Origin of the sequence: Oceanospirillum maris DSM 6286 (assembly GCF_000422865.1) — a bacterium.
GTDB classification, from domain to species: domain Bacteria; phylum Pseudomonadota; class Gammaproteobacteria; order Pseudomonadales; family Halomonadaceae; genus Oceanospirillum; species Oceanospirillum maris.
Genome location: NZ_KE383936.1, coordinates 17,999 through 37,715 on the forward strand (window position 1 = coordinate 17,999; position 19,717 = coordinate 37,715).

At 45.0% G+C, this 19,717-nt stretch carries 13 protein-coding genes; 6 read left to right on the forward strand and 7 right to left on the reverse strand.

The window, feature by feature from the left end; translation table 11 throughout:
* Nucleotides 1-32: 32 nt before the first annotated feature.
* Nucleotides 33-470 carry a DUF2383 domain-containing protein gene (locus tag G517_RS0112090; RefSeq protein ID WP_028304622.1) on the reverse strand — a complete coding sequence of 146 codons (438 nt, stop codon included), beginning with the start codon at nucleotides 468-470 and terminating at the stop codon, nucleotides 33-35.
* 126 nt (nucleotides 471-596) lie between these two features.
* On the opposite strand from G517_RS0112090, the gene G517_RS18985 reads away from it, so the two are divergent.
* Both G517_RS18985 and G517_RS0112100 read left to right on the forward strand, forming a co-directional pair.
* Nucleotides 597-1,670 (forward strand): ABC transporter substrate-binding protein, encoded by a 1,074-nt coding sequence (locus G517_RS18985; protein ID WP_084632192.1) that lies wholly within the window; start codon nucleotides 597-599, stop codon nucleotides 1,668-1,670.
* Nucleotides 1,670-3,790, forward strand: coding sequence for a PAS domain-containing protein (locus G517_RS0112100; RefSeq protein WP_028304623.1), 2,121 nt, complete (start codon nucleotides 1,670-1,672; stop codon nucleotides 3,788-3,790). The genes G517_RS18985 and G517_RS0112100 overlap by 1 nt, the downstream gene beginning before the upstream one ends.
* Before the next feature lie 77 nt (nucleotides 3,791-3,867).
* Here G517_RS0112100 and G517_RS18990 read toward each other — a convergent pair whose 3' ends face one another.
* The 3 genes from G517_RS18990 to G517_RS0112115 all read right to left on the reverse strand — a co-directional run bounded on the left by G517_RS18990 (nucleotide 3,868) and on the right by G517_RS0112115 (nucleotide 10,098).
* Nucleotides 3,868-5,613 carry a cation:proton antiporter domain-containing protein gene (locus tag G517_RS18990; protein WP_051206362.1) on the reverse strand — a complete coding sequence of 582 codons (1,746 nt, stop codon included), beginning with the start codon at nucleotides 5,611-5,613 and terminating at the stop codon, nucleotides 3,868-3,870.
* A 298-nt stretch (nucleotides 5,614-5,911) separates the two neighbouring features.
* Nucleotides 5,912-6,805 (reverse strand): response regulator, encoded by an 894-nt coding sequence (locus tag G517_RS0112110; protein ID WP_028304624.1) that lies wholly within the window; start codon nucleotides 6,803-6,805, stop codon nucleotides 5,912-5,914.
* Nucleotides 6,806-6,873: 68 nt separating this feature from the next.
* Nucleotides 6,874-10,098: an ATP-binding protein gene (locus G517_RS0112115; protein WP_169447912.1), complete on the reverse strand. Its 3,225-nt coding sequence runs from the start codon at nucleotides 10,096-10,098 to the stop codon at nucleotides 6,874-6,876.
* Between the two features lie 388 nt (nucleotides 10,099-10,486).
* On the opposite strand from G517_RS0112115, the gene G517_RS0112120 reads away from it, so the two are divergent.
* Both G517_RS0112120 and G517_RS0112125 read left to right on the forward strand, forming a co-directional pair.
* On the forward strand, nucleotides 10,487-11,986 hold the full coding sequence (locus tag G517_RS0112120; protein ID WP_028304626.1) for an alanine/glycine:cation symporter family protein: 1,500 nt from the start codon (nucleotides 10,487-10,489) through the stop codon (nucleotides 11,984-11,986).
* A 317-nt stretch (nucleotides 11,987-12,303) separates the two neighbouring features.
* On the forward strand, nucleotides 12,304-14,397 hold the full coding sequence (locus G517_RS0112125; protein ID WP_028304627.1) for a methyl-accepting chemotaxis protein: 2,094 nt from the start codon (nucleotides 12,304-12,306) through the stop codon (nucleotides 14,395-14,397).
* Between the two features lie 86 nt (nucleotides 14,398-14,483).
* Here G517_RS0112125 and G517_RS0112130 read toward each other — a convergent pair whose 3' ends face one another.
* Both G517_RS0112130 and G517_RS0112135 read right to left on the reverse strand, forming a co-directional pair.
* Nucleotides 14,484-15,665: a GGDEF domain-containing protein gene (locus G517_RS0112130; protein ID WP_028304628.1), complete on the reverse strand. Its 1,182-nt coding sequence runs from the start codon at nucleotides 15,663-15,665 to the stop codon at nucleotides 14,484-14,486.
* Nucleotides 15,666-15,840: 175 nt separating this feature from the next.
* Nucleotides 15,841-16,293 carry an Lrp/AsnC family transcriptional regulator gene (locus tag G517_RS0112135; protein WP_036591441.1) on the reverse strand — a complete coding sequence of 151 codons (453 nt, stop codon included), beginning with the start codon at nucleotides 16,291-16,293 and terminating at the stop codon, nucleotides 15,841-15,843.
* Nucleotides 16,294-16,519: 226 nt separating this feature from the next.
* Between G517_RS0112135 and G517_RS18995 the strand changes: the two genes are divergently transcribed.
* Both G517_RS18995 and rarD read left to right on the forward strand, forming a co-directional pair.
* Entirely contained in the window at nucleotides 16,520-17,581 is a 1,062-nt protein-coding gene (locus G517_RS18995; protein WP_102043370.1) for a hypothetical protein, read from the forward strand.
* Nucleotides 17,571-18,524, forward strand: coding sequence for an EamA family transporter RarD (rarD, locus tag G517_RS0112145; protein WP_028304630.1), 954 nt, complete (start codon nucleotides 17,571-17,573; stop codon nucleotides 18,522-18,524). Before G517_RS18995 ends, rarD begins: the two co-directional genes overlap by 11 nt.
* Here the strand turns inward: rarD and G517_RS0112150 are convergent.
* A complete protein-coding gene (locus G517_RS0112150) occupies nucleotides 18,521-19,681 on the reverse strand; it encodes an MFS transporter (protein WP_028304631.1) in 1,161 nt (386 codons plus the stop codon). The two genes, rarD and G517_RS0112150, sit on opposite strands and share 4 nt — an antisense overlap.
* Between the last annotated feature and the right edge of the window lie 36 nt (nucleotides 19,682-19,717).

Consider the following 19,717-nt stretch of genomic DNA (forward strand, 5'->3'; position numbering starts at 1 on the left):
TATGGGTGACGCCATTATTGTACCTAGAATAATTATTGTACTTGGAATAATTTAATCTGGTTTAGCTGGTTTTTCAGATGCTGATGTAATACTTTCAACTGCTGTTCGATCGCCTCTGGGTAGTCGTAACTTTCGCATCGAGCAATCAAACTAATTAACTGACGTTCCTGTTCAGCTCTTTCTTGTAGCATCAATTCTTGCTCGTCTATAACTAAACTTTTTAGCTTACTCCAAAGATAGTGGAAGTCTTCGCGCTCAGTATCTGCGGCTCTAGGGCGTAGTGAGAATGCTGCTTTTGCCGTCTCTTCTAAGGCCTCTATTAGCACTGCGCGTTCGTTCATAGCGCCATTAAATTCTTGGGCAATGTCTGAATCATGTAGGCGTTGAAGATTATCTTGGTAATCATCCAGTGATTCGTGCAGCATTTCTAGCAGATCAGAAAGTACTGTTTGTGTGTCATCAAGCAACATAGTCAGCCTCAGGCTTTTAGGGGTTCACTAAGATTTAATAGGCATTATGACCTTAAAGCTAAGGGGTTTCTACGGCCTAATAAGATCTTGATCTAAGATCAGTATTGAGTTGATTTGAATGATTTAATGGCTTTGAATAGGACGTTTAAAGAAAAGAGCATTGGCTTCCAGAACTTAAGGGTCAATATAGTGCATAACAAGAAGAGTCGTGATCTGTTTAGGCATATTATTACCCCGTTTAATAGGGTAAGGCCGAGCAGTGTGCTGGTGGTACTGCTTTGTCTGTTTATACTTCAAGGGTGCGGGGCTCCTCCGCCTCCGCTTAAAGTTGGCAGTAATGTGTGGCCGGGATATGAAAGCCTTTACCTAGCCCGTAGCAAAGGTTTTTTAGATGACCGGCAAATTGCTCTGATCGAAAAGAGTAATGCAACTCAGGTCTTAAGAGATTTTAAGGCTGGGCTGTTAGATGCCGCCGCTGTGACTATGGACGAGGCTTTAACTCTGTTGGCCAATGGGCAGGATATTAAGATTGTCGCTATTATGGATTACTCCTATGGCGCTGACGCTCTGATGGTTAAGCCTGAGATTGCTCGATTAGAGGATCTAAAAGGCAAAACCATTTTGGTGGAGAAAACGGCGGTGGGGGCAATTCTGTTGCAAAGTGCGCTTGATACGGTGGATTTGAATGCCCATCAAGTGATTGTGCAAAGCCTGCCGGTTAATCAACATTTAAGTGCTTGGCTAGCAGATGACGTTTCTGCGATTGTAACGTTTGAACCTGTTAAGACATTATTGGCGCTAAAAGGTGGGCATGTTCTTTTCGACAGTAGCAAAATCCCTAGAAGAATTATGGATGTTCTCGTGGTTCGCTCAGATATTACAGAACAACGGCCTGACCAAATAAAAGAGCTTCTTAAAGCTCACTTTAAAGCATTAGCCTTTATGGCTGAGGAGCGTACCGAATCGGCACTAATTCTGTCTCAGCGATTAAATATTCAACCGGATACCGTTTGGGAAAGCTTTTCAGGCCTACACATACCAAACTTAAAAGAGAATCAGCGGTTATTGTCTTCCTCTGAAGAGCTTCAAATACAAGTCGCACAGCTAAAAAGACTTATGCTTAATCGCAATCTGTTAAGCCGAGATGTGAACACCAATATGTCTCTTTTTAGCGCAGACTTTTTACCTAAGGGGCTGTAATGCAACCATGGAAAAACTATTGGCGGATTAACCCCGGCCTGACTATTCTTATGAGCTCTGTGCTGATTATATTGGTGATGATTGATCGCTGGATTGAGTACGAGTACACCTTAATCCCTCAAGAAAAGATGCGCCAAGAAATTGCCTTCAGAGGCTCCACTACTCGAATGTGGCAAACGGTTTCGGATTTAATGCTTGCGGATAATCGTGTTGCGACAGAGACCTACCTTACCAGCTATTCCTCTGACTTTGGCTTTGAAAGCGTTGCTTTAATCTTGAACCGGCAAATTCTTTTATCGAATAAATTTGCCCAGCGCGGTGATAACGCTAAAGACATCAGTTGCTATCACAGTACTTGGGTGAATCAAGCCACAAGCGGCCTTAAGCCTATTATTGAAGCGCATCCATTGCGCAGTAATCAGATTTGCGCGGTAATCCCTATCGCTCTTAAAGAACGTACGGCGAGCCTTCGCCCAGAAAGCTTAGCGGTTCTTGTGGTGCAATATGATATGACGCCGGGAATTATGTCGCTAAAACAACAGATATGGCGACCTGAGCAATTGCTGCGTTATCTAGGTTTTGCCTTGATTGCCGCTTTTCTTATTACGCTGATCATGCGGCGGTTCGTGATAAACCCGTTACAGAATATTCGTCTGCGAATGCAAGAATATGGCAGTGGCGATATGTTGGCTCGGGTTCAGCTTGAGGGCAGTTGTGAGCTTGTGGATGTTGCCAATAATTTTAACAAGTTGGCAGAACAGGTTAATGCGTCGGACGCTAAAATACGAGAGAGTGAAGACCGTTGGGTAAAAGCACTTGATGCTGCAGGAGACGGTGTTTGGGATTGGGATCTCAAGAATGGCATCGTGTTTTTCTCTAATCAATGGAAGTTAATACTGGGTTATCAGGACGATGAAGTCGGCGATAGTATTGATGAGTGGACCAGCAGAGTTCACCCTGATGATCTTCCTCATGCGCAAGAATCTATTAAAAAGCATATTGATGGTGTCACAGATGTTTATCGAAGTACCTATCGAATGCGCTGTAAGGATGGCCGGTATAAATGGTTTTTCGATAGAGGTATGGTTTTTGAGCGTAGCCCTAGCGGTGAGGCGTTGCGCCTGACTGGGGTTCATTCTGATATTAGTGAACAGAAGCAAGTTGAAGAAGCTCTAAAGAACAGCCAGCAGCAATTTGAGTTAGCCATGTTGGGTTCCAACGACGGTCTTTGGGATTGGCGCTTGGCTGATAACTCTGTTTATTACTCGCCCCGTTGGAAAATGATGTTGGGCTACCATGACGATGAATTGGAAAATGATTTTTCTATCTGGGAAAAACTTGTTCACCCTGATGATCTGAATAAAGCCAAAGAAGAATTAGCACTTTGTATCACCGGTAAGAAAGATCTCTACGAAGTTGAGTTTAGGCTGCTGCATAAAGCTCAGCATTGGGTTTCTGTTTTGTCTCGCGCCATTGTCGTAAAAGATACGGACAATCATGTTTCTCGCATTGTCGGCACACATATGGATTTGACAGAAATTAGAGCGATGCAGAAAGAGCTTGAAGAAAGCCGGCAACAACTAAAGAAAATGGCATTCTATGATGTGCTTACAGGTCTGCCTAATAGGCGGTTACTGGAAGATTGCATGAATGATTTATTGGTTCACAATCGCCGAGCTGGCAATATCTTAGCGGTTGCGATGATGGACTTGGATGGCTTCAAGCAAGTGAACGATACCTACGGTCATGATGTGGGTGATGAACTGCTCAAGTCTGTCTCGGAGCGTTTAACGTTATCAATGCGAGCAGAAGACACCATTGCTCGCTTGGGTGGCGATGAGTTTGTGCTTTTATTTACCGGGTTGCTTAAACCAGAGTCCGTATTGGAAGGCTTAGAGCGAGTCGTTCATACCATCGGCCAGCCTTATTTTATCGATGGAAATGAGTGTCGTGTGACCGCAAGTATTGGCGTGGCTTTTTTCCCTCAAGATGGGGAAACAGGAGATACGTTACTGCGTTATGCTGACTTAGCCATGTATCGTTCTAAACAGGCTGGTCGCAATCAGTTTAGTATTTATGAAGCCTATATGAGTGACTTTGATTCAGATCACTCGGATTAGACGTTGATTGAATGTGAACCCTATACAAGCCGTTAAGGCAAAATAGCCCAGTTTTGGGCTATTTTGCTGGCGACCATCTAGGTATTCGAGCTTACGGTTGTGTTTTCGTTTTCAGCAACCTTGTTTTCAGAGACAGCCTGATAGCCATCTTCTCGAACCGCATCGAGCAATTTGTTCACTTCCTTCGCTTTTACGTCAATCATTTTCAGGGCTTCACCACCTAAGTGCAAACTGCTTTCCAATGCTTCAGGGAAGGCGTTGGTGGCTCCTGCTTCGATAAGCTCTTTGCAGGCGGCTAGATCGCGGGCGCGAGAAACAATCGGCACGTTTGGATAGTCCGTTCTAATATGTTGAATCGCCCGCAAAGCTGATGGCGTATGGTCAATGGTCATCACCACTAATGAAGCCTCATGCATGTGAGCGGCTTCTAAAAGATGGTGATCACCAACATCACCATAATAAACCGGCATACCTAACTCCTGACCTTTTGCAATATGAGTTGGGTTGGTATCAAAGGCAATATAGGGTACGCCGCGCTCTTGAAGCAATGTTGCCACGGTATAGCCTACGCGACCAAAACCGCCAATAATGACTCGGCCTGTACGGTCTTGGCTCGGAATCTCAATTTGAGGTTTTTCCACTTCTTTTTTGCCGCTAGAAAATACTTTATTTAGGGCGTCTGACGCTTTCAGAGCTAAGGGTGTTACCACCATCGAGACCGAAATAACACCAACGGCGAGCACAAAAGTATCGTCACTAATAACCTGTAGCGCCTTGGCAGAACCAAATAAGACGAAGCCAAACTCGCCACCTTGAGAGAGCAATAGGGCAATACGAATGGCTTGTTTGCGGATATAGCCGAAGGCAAGGGTTAAGCTCAACAGCACGATAAATTTTAGCACGACGATAACAGCAATATGCTGCATAAATAACAGCGGTTTTTCTGCCAATGCCGCAATATCAATCGACATACCAACAGCCACAAAGAACAGACTCATTAGAATGCCTTTATATGGTTCAATCATCGCTTGAACCTGTAACCGATATTTAGAACTGGATAGTAGCATTCCCATCAGGAAGGCACCCAGCGCCATAGAAATACCGGCATAGTGCATTGACCATGCGGAGAGAAATACCGCTAACATGACAACTAAAAAGAAGCCTTCTTTATTGCCCCGCTTAGACAGCGCATCTAATGTTCTAGGTAGAATATAGCGACCAAAAACCCCCAGCAACATCAACATACCGGCAACGGTTCCAAGCTGTTGCCACATAGGCACTTCAGCTGATAAACGACCGGTTTGCGATAGAATAGGCACAATCGCCAAAAGAGGAACAATGGCTAAATCTTGCATCAGCAAAATGGAAAAGGAGGCGGTGCCGTGTTTACTGTTGATCTCGCCACTTTCTTGCAAAATCTGCAGTACCATCGCGGTGGATGATAGGGCAAACGTTAGGCCTATCAGTAGAGCGCTCGTCCAGTGTGGTTCAAAAAATAGAAAATAAGCGCCAATCACTGCGCCGGTGACTAATATTTGCGATAAACCAAGACCAAACACCTCTCGACGCAGGGACCATAGCCGCGATGGTTTCATCTCAAGGCCGATCAAGAACAGTAGCATTACCACACCCAGTTCCGTGAAATGGCGAACATCTTCTACTTCTGTGGTAACCGTTGGGCCAAATGAGTAAGGGCCAACGGCTATTCCTGCCACTAAGAGCCCTAAAATAGAGCCTAAGCCAAAATGTTTAAAAATTGCCACAGCAATAGATGTAGCAATTAAAACTACGACGGCGGAGGTGATAAAACTGTCCAGATGCATTCGCTTGTTCCGTTATGTGCGATGAGCGTGAATTCAAGGGTGTGTGGGACTGACGTATCGTTCCTTATTTAAGCATAATCATCAGTCGTTGCTCTTTTGTTGCGAGCTGATAAAGCCTATTAGTTTATCAGTTTGCAATAGAGGGTTCTGGTATATAAAGGATTCGGCGTGCTTTATCCAGCGAGTAAGGCAAATTTTAGCATTTTGCCTTTAGGTTGAGTGGCCTTAGGCGTAATTGCGGTGTATTAAAGAGTAAAAATAAGCAGCCATACTGTAAGTAATGGCATAGACCTTGACCTTAGCCAAGATGAACCGCCACCTGAACACTGTTGCCGCAGCCTTGATATTCCAAACTGTCAAAACTGATACGGCGAGCCATTGCAATGCCTCGGCCATGAAGGTGGAAGACACGTTCAGGCTGAATATCCAAATAAGGCTGCCAATCAAAGCCTTCGCCTTCATCGGTAATGGTAAGTAAAATTCGGTTTGGCTGCTTTTGAAGATGTACCGACACATGCCGATCGCTATAGTGAGGGTCTCGTAAACGCTGCTCGATCTCTTTATGCCATGTTCGGCTCATCAATAGGTGGGTTTTCTGCTCGTAGTCGATCGCCAAATTACCATGCTCAACGGCATTGATAAGTAGCTCTAATAAGCCACTGGATACGCGTTTAGGTTCTGGGAATAACTTGCTTAAGGCATTGGTCAGTAGGCGAGCTTCTGCTAGCGTTCTGAAATTAAACTGAGCATCATGCAGCATTCCTAGCGCTTGGGATGTTTCGTCTAAACTGTTTTGAAGGATGCGGTAATTACGATATTGATTGGCAGCCTCCATCACAATGGGAAGAAGTAGTTCACGTTGGAGCGGTTTGACAAGGTAGTAATAAGCACCGGCATCAATACCCTGCTGAATACTTTCTTGGTCTGCCGCTGCCGTTTCAACAATAACGGGGATACGGTGCAGCTCTGGGTCTCGCTTTAAACGATGTAAAAACTCAATACCGTCCATGCCTGGAAGGCCTCTATCCAGAAGAATCGCATCGATTTGAGGGGACTGGTGTCGAAGGTATTCCCAAGCATGCTCGGCGTTCGACATCAAGGTGACCTGAATATCTTCCTTCGCAAGAGTATGCTCGATAAATCCTGCAATAATATCTTCGTCTTCAATTAACAGAATCTGATAGGGCTGCATGGCTGTTCCTTACAAGCTGCTCGGCAGCGAGTTTATAGTTCTTAATACCTAGTAATAGAGTCAGGCTTTTATTTTCTGCGATACTGCGTAATGGTGTCTAGTGTTTTTGCCAAAGCCAGCGATAGATGATCTAATTTGTCTGTTTTCTTAGCCATTTTTAGATCTTGTTCAATACGACTGAACTCGAATTGAAGCGCCACAAGATACAAGCTAGCCGCTGTGCCTTTGGCTTTGTGGGCTAGCTTTTCTGCCTGTTTTATTCGGTCTGTTTTAATTAAATCCTGAATCTGGGCATCGCTAGTAGAATATTGCTCTACAAACTGGGCTAGAAACCGCTGTAAGGTTGCCTTATCCCCCCAGTTTGTTAATGCCATTTCTTCGTCTAATATCGGCTTTTCTTTTTCTGAATCTGACTTCGATTGGGGTTCATTCAACTCGGCTTCATCTAATTCAGATTCATTTAGAGTATGGGTGCTGGATGAAGTATGGGCGCTGGATGAAGTATGGGCGCTGGATAGAGTATGGACACTGGACTCCAGAGTTTCCAGTAAGGGCGTGGAAATAGGCGAATCGTGAGAAGCGGGAGAGGACTCAACGGCGCTATCTTCTTTCGCTAGCAGCTTATCTTTCGCTAGTAACTCATTAAAACAAGCGACAATTTGTTCAATTGTGAAGGGCTTGGTCAAAAGCTTGATGGCTCCAGCGGCGATGGCCTCTGCTTCAGCATTTTCGGTAACTCCTGCTGTTAAGGCGACAACCGGTAGATAACGATACTTAGGAATTTGATGTAGCTTTCGGGTTGTCTCGTAACCATCAAGTACCGGCATCTGTAAGTCCATTAGGACAAGACTGATATCCGGTGGGTTTTTCTGCCGAAGAATATCCAACGCCACTTGACCATTTTTAGCAATAATCGCTTTTCCTGCCGCTCGTTCAATAATGCGTTGAGCAATATCGCGGTTAATATCGCTGTCATCAACCACCAGTAATGTTTGGCCTTTAAGAAGCCCTTTAGGAATAAATGAGACGAGTGATGGCTCCGTTGCTAGGGATTTTTCTGTTGTGGTTGGGAAGGTTAAAGTAAAGAAGAAGCAGCTACCGTGTCCTTCTCTACTGGTTAGAAGTAGCTCGCCCCCCATCCGTTGTGTTAGCTCTTGGCTGATCGCAAGACCTAAACCTGTGCCACCAAATTTACGCGTAATTGAGTTATCGGCTTGGGCAAAGGCATCAAAAATCACCGACTGTTGATCTTCTGGAATACCTCTGCCCGTATCAGATACGGAAAAGCGCAGGGTAATATGGCTTGAGGTTTGTGCTTGCTTTTGGATATGCAGACTCACCTTTCCTTGATCCGTAAATTTAATACCGTTGCTAATAAGGTTAAGCAAAACCTGTTTTAAACGGTGTAAGTCACCAAGTAAGCTTAAACGTTCAGACCCTCCGGTATTGAAGTGAAGCTTTAAGCCCTTCTGTTTAGCCGGCATTTCAGTAATGGCCTGAATTTGAGTTAACAGCATGTGTATGCTGAAAGGTGATTGTTCGATGGTTAGGCCGCCTGCTTCGATTTTCGAGAAATCAAGAACATCATTGACGATATACAGCAGATTTTGACTGGCACTATTAATGCTACGGATGAGTGAGTGAGCATTTTCCGGTAGCGCTTCGTGTTGCACAAGCTCACCAAGCACCATGATGGCGTTAAGTGGTGTCCGTATCTCGTGGCTCATATTGGCTAAAAAATGGCTTTTAAGGTGTGCAAGACGCTCGGCTTCTTCACGGGCTTTTTCGAGGTGCTTCGTTTCTCGCTCGTGAATCTCTTTTAGCTGGCGCTCGGCTTGAACCCGTGAGCCGATATCTTCAAGGGTTGCTAAAATAAAAATGACGCCTTCATGCTCGTAAGGGCTTAGGCCAATTTCAACATCAACTAGAGAACCGTCTTTGCATAGGCCTTGGAGGCTGTTGCCGTCGTTCATCATTTTACGGCGAGGGCGTAGATGGTTCAGATAACTTTGGCGTTGATTGGTATGTTCTTTTCGCATGGCGACAGGGATAAGGTGTTCTACTGGTAAACCTGTTAACTCGAAGGCGCTGTAACCAAAGAGTTTTTCTAACGCTGGGTTTACCAGTGAAATACTACCTGAGCTGTCGCAAACCAGTAACGGCGTATGGGAGGCATTAAAAATGACGCGGAACCGTTGCTCATCTTCCCGCTGCTTTTTAAGGTGATCGGCCTTTAAGCGATCACTAATCGCTTGGTTTTCTGCTAGTTGCTGCGCGCGCTGTGCTTTTAGGATGCGATAGAGAATGGCACCGCCAAGGCTAAATGTTAACAGGAGAATTAATAGACCGCCGCCCCAGTATTTTAGGCGTAATTTGTCAATGGCTTTAGGTTCTTGGTGTAGTAAGAGGAATCCAACCATTTGATTGTTGAATCGCTGGGGGTCATCGTCAGGATAAAGCGTGACCCAGCTCCATAACCCTGTGCTATCTAAGACCTGATGTTGGTTGTAGTTGAGCATTTGCTGCCAAACATCGGGGAATTGTTTGCCGAATGATTTACCGTGAGATAACTGAAAGCCCCACTCCCATTCAGGATTTGGGTGTTTAAGCCAAAAGCCATTAGGGTTAATAAGCTGGATATGCAAGCTGGCTTGATCTGAGATCTGTTGTAGATCGTTGAGGTACTTTCGGGCATCAATATTAATGACAATAACACCCTTCGGTTGCTCTTGATTCCACAGTTGAGCCGCCATACGTAACATGGGACGAAAAGGGCGCTCAATTTCACCGTGTTCAACATTTAAGTCTATAGGGGAGATATAAAGCTGCAGCGGGTTTTCAAGCGCCATCGTTTCTTGCACGTAATAACGGTTGATCTTGTTCTGTAGCGCATCATCAGGGACACGGTGATAGCCATAGCGCTCATTTGTAATAGGCTCTACCCGTAATTTCTCTTGGCCGTCTTGATCAATCCAGCGGACTTGAACATAGTTCGCGTTGCGGCTGAGTAGTGACGCGAAGCTATTTTCCATCGACTTTAAGCCGTTTATCTCTGGCGCCTTTAAATCTGAGCGAATAGGTTGCTCTTGTTGCAGACTTAACAGGTGCTCCTGCGGGACTTCTAGATTTTTTTGTAATCCGAGTAAGCTACGCTCCAGTAATGCCAGTTCATTGTTCTTCAATAGACTGATATTACTTTCGTAAAGCATCCTGACCGTGCCTCCAACAAGAAGTGTGAAGACCAAGGCGAAGGGAAGAAAGGTACGTATGAAAAGCGTACTGATGGTGGCCATTTCGTATTCCCTGCTGACTGCTAGTGGCATATGCCGTCCTTAAATGTAAACCTGCTTTAACGCTGGCCTTAAGCTTCAATGTTTATATCAATAGGGCGATGACTGTTTTAGAAAAAGGTAATGATTGCTGATTTTCTGCATTTCGCCATGCTTTTTACTGCCGTGGGATTTTTTACTGCCAAGAAATAATAATTCAAAGGAATAAATTGGTGTTTGTAGGCTATTTGTTCTTTTCCAATAAAATTAGTAGTAAAAACAGAGTACTTTTCTGTTACTACTTAGGTAGAATATTTTTCCTAAGACTGTCGTGTTTTTTATAGCACAAATTGTTACAAATCTAAAAACTATAAAGCGCCTAAGCGCTTACCTCTAACGGGAGGCATTTTTAATGCAAGCATTTGTCGATTTTATGAACGGCATAATCTGGAGCCCCGCACTTATTTATTTGTGTTTGGGTGCCGGTCTTTTCTATTCTATTCTAACGCGCTTTGTTCAGGTCAGACATTTTTTCGAAATGTGGCGTTTGCTACTTTCTGGAAAAAGCTCTGATAAAGGTATTTCTTCTTTCCAAGCACTAGCCGTTTCTCTCTCTGGTCGTGTTGGTACGGGTAACATCGCTGGTGTTGCTGCAGCTATTGGTTTTGGTGGCCCAGGTGCTGTTTTCTGGATGTGGGTCGTTGCCTTTTTAGGTGCTGCGACTGCCTATGCAGAATCTACACTGGCACAGCTGTACAAAGAAGAGCAAGACGGTCAATACCGTGGTGGCCCTGCTTACTATATCGAAAAAGCGATGGGTCAGAAGTGGTACGCATGGGTTTTTGCGATTGCGACCATTATGGCTTGTGGTTTACTGCTACCGGGCGTTCAAGCAAACAGTATCGGTAATGCCGTTGAAGCGACGTTTGGTTCTGGCGCTATGATCCAAACCGGTATGGGAGAGCTAAGCTCTGCTAAAGTATTTACCGGTGCCGCTGTTGTTATGATTTTAGGCTTTATCATCTTTGGTGGCGTTAGACGTATTGCTAACTTCACCCAAGTGGTTGTGCCTTTTATGGCTCTGAGTTACATCATTATTGCTTGCCTTGTTGTTCTTTTGAACATTGAACAGCTACCAGGCATTATTGGTATGATTCTGGGTGATGCGTTCACACCGATGGCAGGCTTTGGTGCTGCAATTGGTTGGGGTGTTAAGCGTGGTGTTTACTCTAACGAAGCCGGTCAAGGTACAGGTCCTCATGCAGCCGCTGCTGCAGAAGTGGATCACCCTGCTCAACAAGGTTTAGTTCAGGCCTTCTCTGTATACATTGATACCCTGTTTGTATGTTCTGCAACAGCCTTTATGATTCTGATCACCGGTGCTTACAACGTTTATGGCGTTGGCGATACTTTCCTTGTTCAGAATATTGCTGCAGATATTGCGGCTAACGGCCCAGTATTTACCCAGATGGCTATTGAAACGACGATGCCTGGTTTTGGTAAGCCGTTTATCGCTTTAGCGCTATTCTTCTTCTCGTTCACTACCATTCTAGCGTACTACTATATTGCTGAAACCAATGTGGCGTATCTGCGACGTACGATCAAAATGCCTGGCTTAATCTTCGCTTTGAAAGTAGCGATTATGACGTCTACTTTTTACGGTGCAGTTAAGACCGCTGATCTAGCGTGGGGTCTGGGTGATGTAGGCGTAGGCTTAATGGCTTGGTTGAACATCATTGGTATTGTCATTATCTTCTTTATGGCTAAGCCAACGATGAAGGTACTGAAAGATTACGAAGATCAGCAAAAAGCCGGTGTGACTGATTTCACTTTTGACCCTAAGAAACTGGGTATCAAAAATGCTCACTACTGGGAAAAACGCCACGCAGATAAGCAGGCGGGTAAAGAATAATATCACCCTATTAAAGGGTTGAACGACAGTCTTAAGGTGGGCTTAGAACGACTTTAAGCTTTCCTGCTAAGAACGGTGTATGTAGATTTTCTGCATACGCCGTTTTTTTTCATCTACACTTATTCTTGTTATTTCTATGCATATTTATTCATATAAAACTAATACATGAACAGCGTTGTGATATAGAATCAACTGATAAGAAAAATAATTAAGTACAAGTGCATCCAACCAAATGTCAAAGAGTATTGTTACTGTACCCCTTGCAGGAAACTCTATGAAATTAAGCAGATAAAATATCAACTATTTAGGCCGCTAATATGAAAATTAAGACCCGTATTGCTTTAGCCACTGGCGCCTGTTTAACCTTATCCTCTATAACGCTTCTAGCTGCTTTTGCTTGGAAAAATAGCGAGGTTGAAGGTAAAACAGAAGAACTTGTTATCGAAGAACTAACCCTTAAAGCCCAAGCGCAGCTAGCGGCCTCTGCCGCCGCAGAAGCTGGTAAAACTGAAATTGAATTAAGCCGCGCGTTATCTATTGCCACGGGATTGGCGGGCACAACGGGTAGCTTTGTTGCCCAGCAGGGTGCGGATACTGATCGACAGATGTTTTATCAATACTCCCGAGATGTTCTCGTACAAAATAAAGCGACTGTGATGGGGACCTTTATCGCTTGGGAGAAAAATGCAGTAAACCCTGATCACCTGTTCCGAGGGGCGATGCACACCCATGCAAACGGACAATTCGCACCCTACTGGTTTCAAAATGCTGATGGCAGTATTGGCTATCGAACCTTAGGATTGGACTCTGTTGAAAAAGCCATTGCTGCAGGTGATCATTCCGGTGATTGGTATTTATGCCCTATTAATACTCAGAAGAATTGCTTGGTTGAGCCCTACTCTTGGAAAGTTGGTAATAAGACGGTTATCGGCACTTCGCTAACATCACCGGTTGTGGTCGAGGGTAAGGTGATTGGTATGACGGGTGTTGATATCGAGCTAGGCTTTTTAGAAGAGCTGGCTAAAAGTGCGGATCAGGCGCTTTACTCAGGCTACGGTCAAGTCTTTCTGTTGAGCCATAAAGGTCTTGTTGCTGCAGATTCTGACGGTCAATTAACGCTTGGTAAACCTTATAATGGTCGTGAGAAATCATTCTTACTGAAGCAAGTGGCATCAGGTCAGGCGGTAACTCAACAAATGACTGACAGCTTCTGGTCTGTGCAGCCGATTCAACTATCCGGCGTTTCGACCCCTTGGGCGGTGATTATTCGCCAAGATACTGCCGTCGTTTTAGAGGGTGCTAAAGCGGTTGAAGATTCTATGGGGCGCCAATTCCGAGAAAGCTTAGTGACAACCGTTATTATTGGATTGTTGGTAACCGCAGGGGGGATTATTGTCCTTATGTTGATCGCTCAAGGGATTGCTGCACCGATACGTAAAGCAGCCAATATGATTAATCAATTAGCCTCCCAAGATGGCGATTTAACCCAAAGGTTGAATGTTAATCGCAGCGATGAAGTGGGTGATTTGGCTGTAGGCATTGATGCTTTTATTGAAAAAACTCACAGCATCGTCCGGGATATTGCCTCTGAAATGGGTAATGTTGAAGGATCTGCTCGCCGTGCCGCAGATATATCCAATAGCAGTACTCAAGGAATAGAAAAACAGCGGGCTGAAGTGGATCAGATTGCCACGGCTATTAATCAGATGTCGGCCTCTGCTGGAGAAGTTGCGCAAATTGCAACGACAACGGCGACAGCATCCAGTGAAGCGAAAAGCTCGATCGATAGTAGTGCGGCCAATGTTCAGCGTTCAGCAGTATCGATTAAAGCTTTGTCTGAGCAGGTTGCGAGTACGTCAGAATTAATGGATTTACTGGCCCAAGACAGCCAAAACATTAGCCTGATTGTTGAATCAATTCAGGGGATTTCAGAGCAGACCAATTTGCTGGCTTTGAACGCTGCGATTGAAGCGGCTCGGGCTGGTGAAACAGGGCGAGGCTTTGCGGTTGTTGCGGATGAAGTACGTAATCTAGCCTCAAAAACTCAGGCATCCACCGAAGAGATTCAAGCGCTGATGAATCAGTTGCAGACGCGTACCAAAGAATCACTTGCAGCCATGCGTCGAGGTAATGAACAGTCCGATGAGTGCTTGAGTATGGCTGAGGAAGCGTCTAATCATTTGCAGCAAGTTGCAGGCGCTATATCTGAAATTGATAACATGACCACGCAGATGGCAAGTGTTGTTGAAGAGCAGCGTGCGGTAACTGAAGATATCACCCGCAATATTGTGAATATCAGTGATGAAACAAGCCTTGTGGCCGATGGGGCGATTTCTGCAAATAATGAAAGCCAATCATTGCTTGAGTTGGTTAAAAAGCTGGAGAGTCAGCTAAACCGTTTTCATTATTAGCCCTTTTTATGATTAGCCCCTGAGCTTGCTTATAAGTTGAAGCCCCTGATCGTTCTATTTGACGAACAGGGGCTTCTAAGAAAGCCTTAAGCTTCAGCGTGTTCTTTTACTGGGAAAAATACTTCGCTACCGTCTGGTGCGATGCATTTTGCACGTCCTGTTTGTTTTGCTTTATAAAGTCGTTTGTCGGCAATATCGACTAAATCTTTCCAGTTAAGCGTCTTATCTTCATGTTGCTCCGCTAAACCAATACTGGCCGTTACCGGAGACCCATCAGGCAATGTGGCTAAACCACGTGCCATAATACGGGATACGACGATTTTGGCCGCTTCGGCATCAGTATGCGGTAGTAAAATCAAAAACTCTTCACCACCCCAGCGAATCGCTGCATCACCTCGACGAATAGATTCACTCAACGTTTTAGAGGCTTGGCGCAGTACCTCATCCCCAGCGTCGTGGCCGAGGCTATCATTGATTGCCTTGAATTTATCTAGATCGATAAAAAGAACAGAAAAGTTTGATTGCTGTAGTCCTGTAGCCCTAAACAGAGACTCCATAATATCCATACCGGCGCGACGGGTTAATAGCTTGGTTAAGCCATCATAGCTCGCTTTTACCATCTGAGAGATCAAATAGCGCACTTGTTGAAGAGAAGAGAACATGGATACGCCTAGAATCACTAGTAATAACCAGAGCTGCACTAAAAGCATATTAATGTCACCGCCTTCGCTGCGGTATAGGCCAAGACTGGCTAGGGCGACTAAGACAATCGAGAAGCCTGAGAACTCTTTCAGGGTCAGCGGGAACAGTGCTAGCGAGGCGATAACCACATAGGGAAGCAAGCCGTATAAATGCATTAACGTTGCGGCCATTCCTGTGAGTTCGGCTGATTCGATTAGCGGTGTGCTAAATTGAAAAAATAGCGTTGGCACCATCAACATAACCATTAAGCAAGTCAAAGCTCGCTTCATACCGATACGAACCTTCTTTGTCACATAGGCCAGCGTTAGAAATACGGCTCCAGACACAATGCGCATTGCGATAAAGGTTAGGGCGATATCCGTCGGAAAGAAAAGCAGATCCAGCACACCCCATAAAGGAACCAAAACACCGAATAACAGTGCAAAGGGAAATATACGGCTGGCAATCAGCTCGGCACGGTGCTGGCGAATGATTTCTTGGTGTTCTTTAGCGCTGATAAGATCGGCAAACTGCTCTTTCGAGTTGACACCAAACAGTTGGTAAATCGATTGCATAAGTGTTTCCACAATGGCTTTTCCTTGGCACCTTATTATTATTCCTAGTGCCATTTTATGGGTAAGAAGCAGGTAGGTTATAAATCAAGCGCCCAACTTTATACGCTCCTTGATAGAGTATCAAAGCTAAGCCGGTGCTAGATTACAATCCGTTGCGATACGTCAAAATAGTAATTTTCATACTGAATTAGAGCTCAATCGCGGTACGAAATTTCTCTCGGCGCAGGGAAATAAGTGAACGAAACTTCCGTAAATGATGATTGCTCGCCAGTTCTCTGCGAGCAAAGGCTTCATAGGTTTGCATATCAGGTACAAGTACAACTAAGACAAAATCGATCTCTCCTGTTACTTGGTAGCACTGCGTTACTTCGGGGCAGGCACTCATCTGCCGGTTGAAACTGTCATAAACATCAAGCTGATCACGGTTCATCTCAACTTCAACAATGACATTAATTAAATGGCCTACGATCTGAGGACTAACGATGGATACGTCCGCCATAATCACGCCTTTTTCTCTTAGCTTTTTCACACGCTTCAAGCATGCAGGGGCAGATAAGCCAACGGTTTCGGCCAATTTTTGATTGCTGATACGATTATCTTTTTGCAGAAGGTTAAGTATTTTTTTATCAATGCGGTCCATCGGCGTGTTTCCCAAAAACTGATATTTATATATATTCAAGATTTTATTATTTATTAGGTTTTTCAGCAATTAAGGTTAATTATTATTTGTTTCAGATAAAAATAAGAAATATAAATAGCTTTTAAGGTCTTCAAAAGAAATTTTTCATTAAACAAAGCAAGGTAAACTGGCATCCTTTCTTTCGATTCATCTATCAATATTTATCAATGTTACAGGCGTGGTGTACATGGGGCTTCATTTTAACGCGGCTATAAAGCAGCAAGGGTTATCCTTTTATCAGCAAACATTGCCATCCCTCGGGCGGGATATTTTCAATGTCAGTTGGATGCTGTTTAAGCTAATGATACCTGTACTTATCGTGGTCAAAATTTTAGAGGAGCTGGGTGCTATTCCAATTATTGCTCATTTCCTCGAACCACTAATGACACTGGTTGGCTTACCGGAGGCGATGGGATTGGTTTTAGCTACCAATCTGATCACCAATATCTATGGCGGTATGATGATTTTTTTCCAGTTAGCCCCAGACTACCCCATGACCATTGCTCAGGTTAGTGTTTTAGGCGGCATGATGCTGGTGGCTCACAGCCTACCGATTGAAGTTCGTATTGTTCAGCTAGCCGGTGTGCGGGTTGTGATTGCGTTTATGATGCGTTTTGTCTCGGCACTTATTTTTGGTATCGCTCTTTTTCATCTTTATCAGGCACTGGATTGGTTGCAGGAACCGGCCAGTTTGGCTTGGCAGCCACAGGCTGAAGAAGCCAGTCTTGGGCTGTGGGCCTGGCAGCAACTACAAAGCTTCGCCATGATTGTTGTGGTGATTGCGACATTAATGAGTTTGCTACGTTTTTTACGCTGGGTACATATTGAGCGTTTGATGGTTTTCTTGCTACAGCCGGTGTTGCGTCTGTTGGGCATTCGACCGGAAGCTGCCAGCTTAACCATTATCGGCATGACCTTAGGGCTTTCTTTTGGTGGTGGCTTATTGATTGATGAATCACGAAAAGGACATATCGGAAAACGCGATATTTTCTCTGCCATGTTATTGCTTAGCGTGTGTCATAGCCTGATTGAAGATACGTTGTTGATCATGGTGATGGGGGCGGATATCTCTGCAGTACTGTGGCTACGTTTAGTGTTTAGCTTTGCTCTGGTGGCGATAGTGACACGATTGCTGCGTTACGCCAGTGATGAATTTTGGCAGAAATATTTGATTACCGGAAAAATAGACGCGCTATCTACATCTAACAACAAAAAAGATTACTGTGGAGTAACAGAACGTGGCAAATGAAAATCAGACCTCTAATCAGAATGAGGCCAGCGATAACGGGTTACGCCAAGGCATTTATTTTGCTTTAGCGGCCTATGGGCTTTGGGGGGTTGCGCCGGTTTACTTTAAATCGGTATCCGATGTGCCTGCTTTTGAAGTGCTGATACATCGTGTTATCTGGTCAGTTGTTTTCCTACTCTTGTTTATTACGTTAACGGGTCGGCTGGGTAAAGTGGTCGCTGTCTTTAAACAGCCAAAGTTATTAGGGGGGCTGGTTGTTACCGCTTTAATTATCTCTCTAAACTGGCTGGTATTTATCTGGGCGGTGGCAGAAGGCCGTATTTTGGAAACGAGCTTGGGGTATTTCATCAACCCTTTAATCAGTGTTTTTCTGGGGATGATTTTTCTCTCCGAACGGCTAAGACCGATGCAATGGCTCGCATTAAGCTTTGCCGCTTTAGGCGTGCTTTATCAGTTGATTGAATACGGTAGCCTACCGTGGGTTGGTCTGGTACTGGCCTTTAGCTTTGGTTTTTATGGACTATTACGTAAGCAGTTAGTTGTGGAGGCTGTGCCTGGATTATTTGTTGAAACCTTGATTGTGCTGCCGATTGCCCTAAGTCTCTTAGGCTGGATGCAGTACGAAGATCGATTAGTTTTTGGTCACCAGAGCTTGCAAACTGACCTGCTCTTAGTAGCAGCCGGTCTGGTGACCACTTTTCCATTGTTGTTTTTTGCTGGGGCTGCGCGCCGATTGCCTTTGTCGATGATGGGCTTTATTCAGTACCTGGCCCCAAGTATCACCTTCGCGCTGGCGGTGTTTGTTTATCATGAGCCATTAGACAGCACCAAGATGATCACTTTTGCGATGATATGGTTTGGGCTGCTACTCTTCACTGGTGAAAGCCGGTGGTCCCACCGACAAAAACGTCTTGCCTTTGTAAAGACTGAAGCTGATGTTTAGTTCAAGCGACTTCTGCTATAGCTTATTAAAGCCAATAGCAGAATAACCGCAAGGCTGGCATGTAGCAGACTATAGGATTGATATTCTGCCATTAGCCAGCCGGATAAAGACTGCAGCAACCCAACCCCAAAAAAGCCCAGTAAGGTCAGAAAGGCAACGCCCCGGCCCATCAATTGCGGTGGGATAAAGCCACGGCAGTGGGCAACGATCAACGCATAGGTATAGCCAAAAAGCCCCATCATTAATAGGCCGAGTGTTGCCAACCAAAAGGGTGGCGTCGGTAAGCTGATGAGTCCTAGGGATATGATCACCAGCAAAGTCCCTCCCATTACGAGAGGCTTTCTTTGACCGAAGCGTCGATCTAGTAAACCGTATAAAAACATACCTGCAGTCATGGTCAAAGACATACCCAGTAACAGGTAGCCGCGATCATTGGCACCCAGTTGATAATGATCCGCTAACCAAGGCCCAGCCCAAAGGCCGCGTACGGTCATCAGGCAGGCATAGCCGGTCAACATAATCGGGAAAATTGGCCATAGAGAACGGATCATGGCAACCTGACCGATCCCTGCAACCATCTGCCGTAAGCTCTCCGGTTGACTACCCTCCGCCTGCCGGTCTCGACCAATAAAGAGGATACAAGCCAGAGCAGAGAATGACGTCATCGCCATCACAATCCAAAGTGCCCCACGCCAGCCAAGGTACTCTGCCAATAAAGCAAAAGGTGTGGTGCTGAAAATATCCCCTAAGTTGGCAAGAGTGAGCACGATAGCGGTCATATAGGCGAACCGCTCTGGACTAAAGCGTCTAGAGATCACCACCATAGAGCCGGTCACCAGCGGCGCACAGCCCGCACCGATTAACAACTGAGCGCTATAGGCGGCCCAGCGCTCGGTACTCAAAGCAAACAGTGCTGTACCGGCTATGGCAATTAACATAAAACTGACAATCGTTAAACGCGGGCCAAGCCGATCCAGAGCAATACCCACAGGGATTTGTACAGCAGCAAAGCCGATAAAAAAGAGTGATGCGAGAGTTCCCAACTGGTTCTCAGATAGATCAAGATCCAATGCCAGCTCGGGGGCGATAACGGCAATTAAGCCGCGATAAAGCATGCTGATTGCGGTGGCAAACACCAGTGCGGAGAGTTCAAACATAGAGATCTAACATGAGTAAGTAGCCGTTTAAATCCT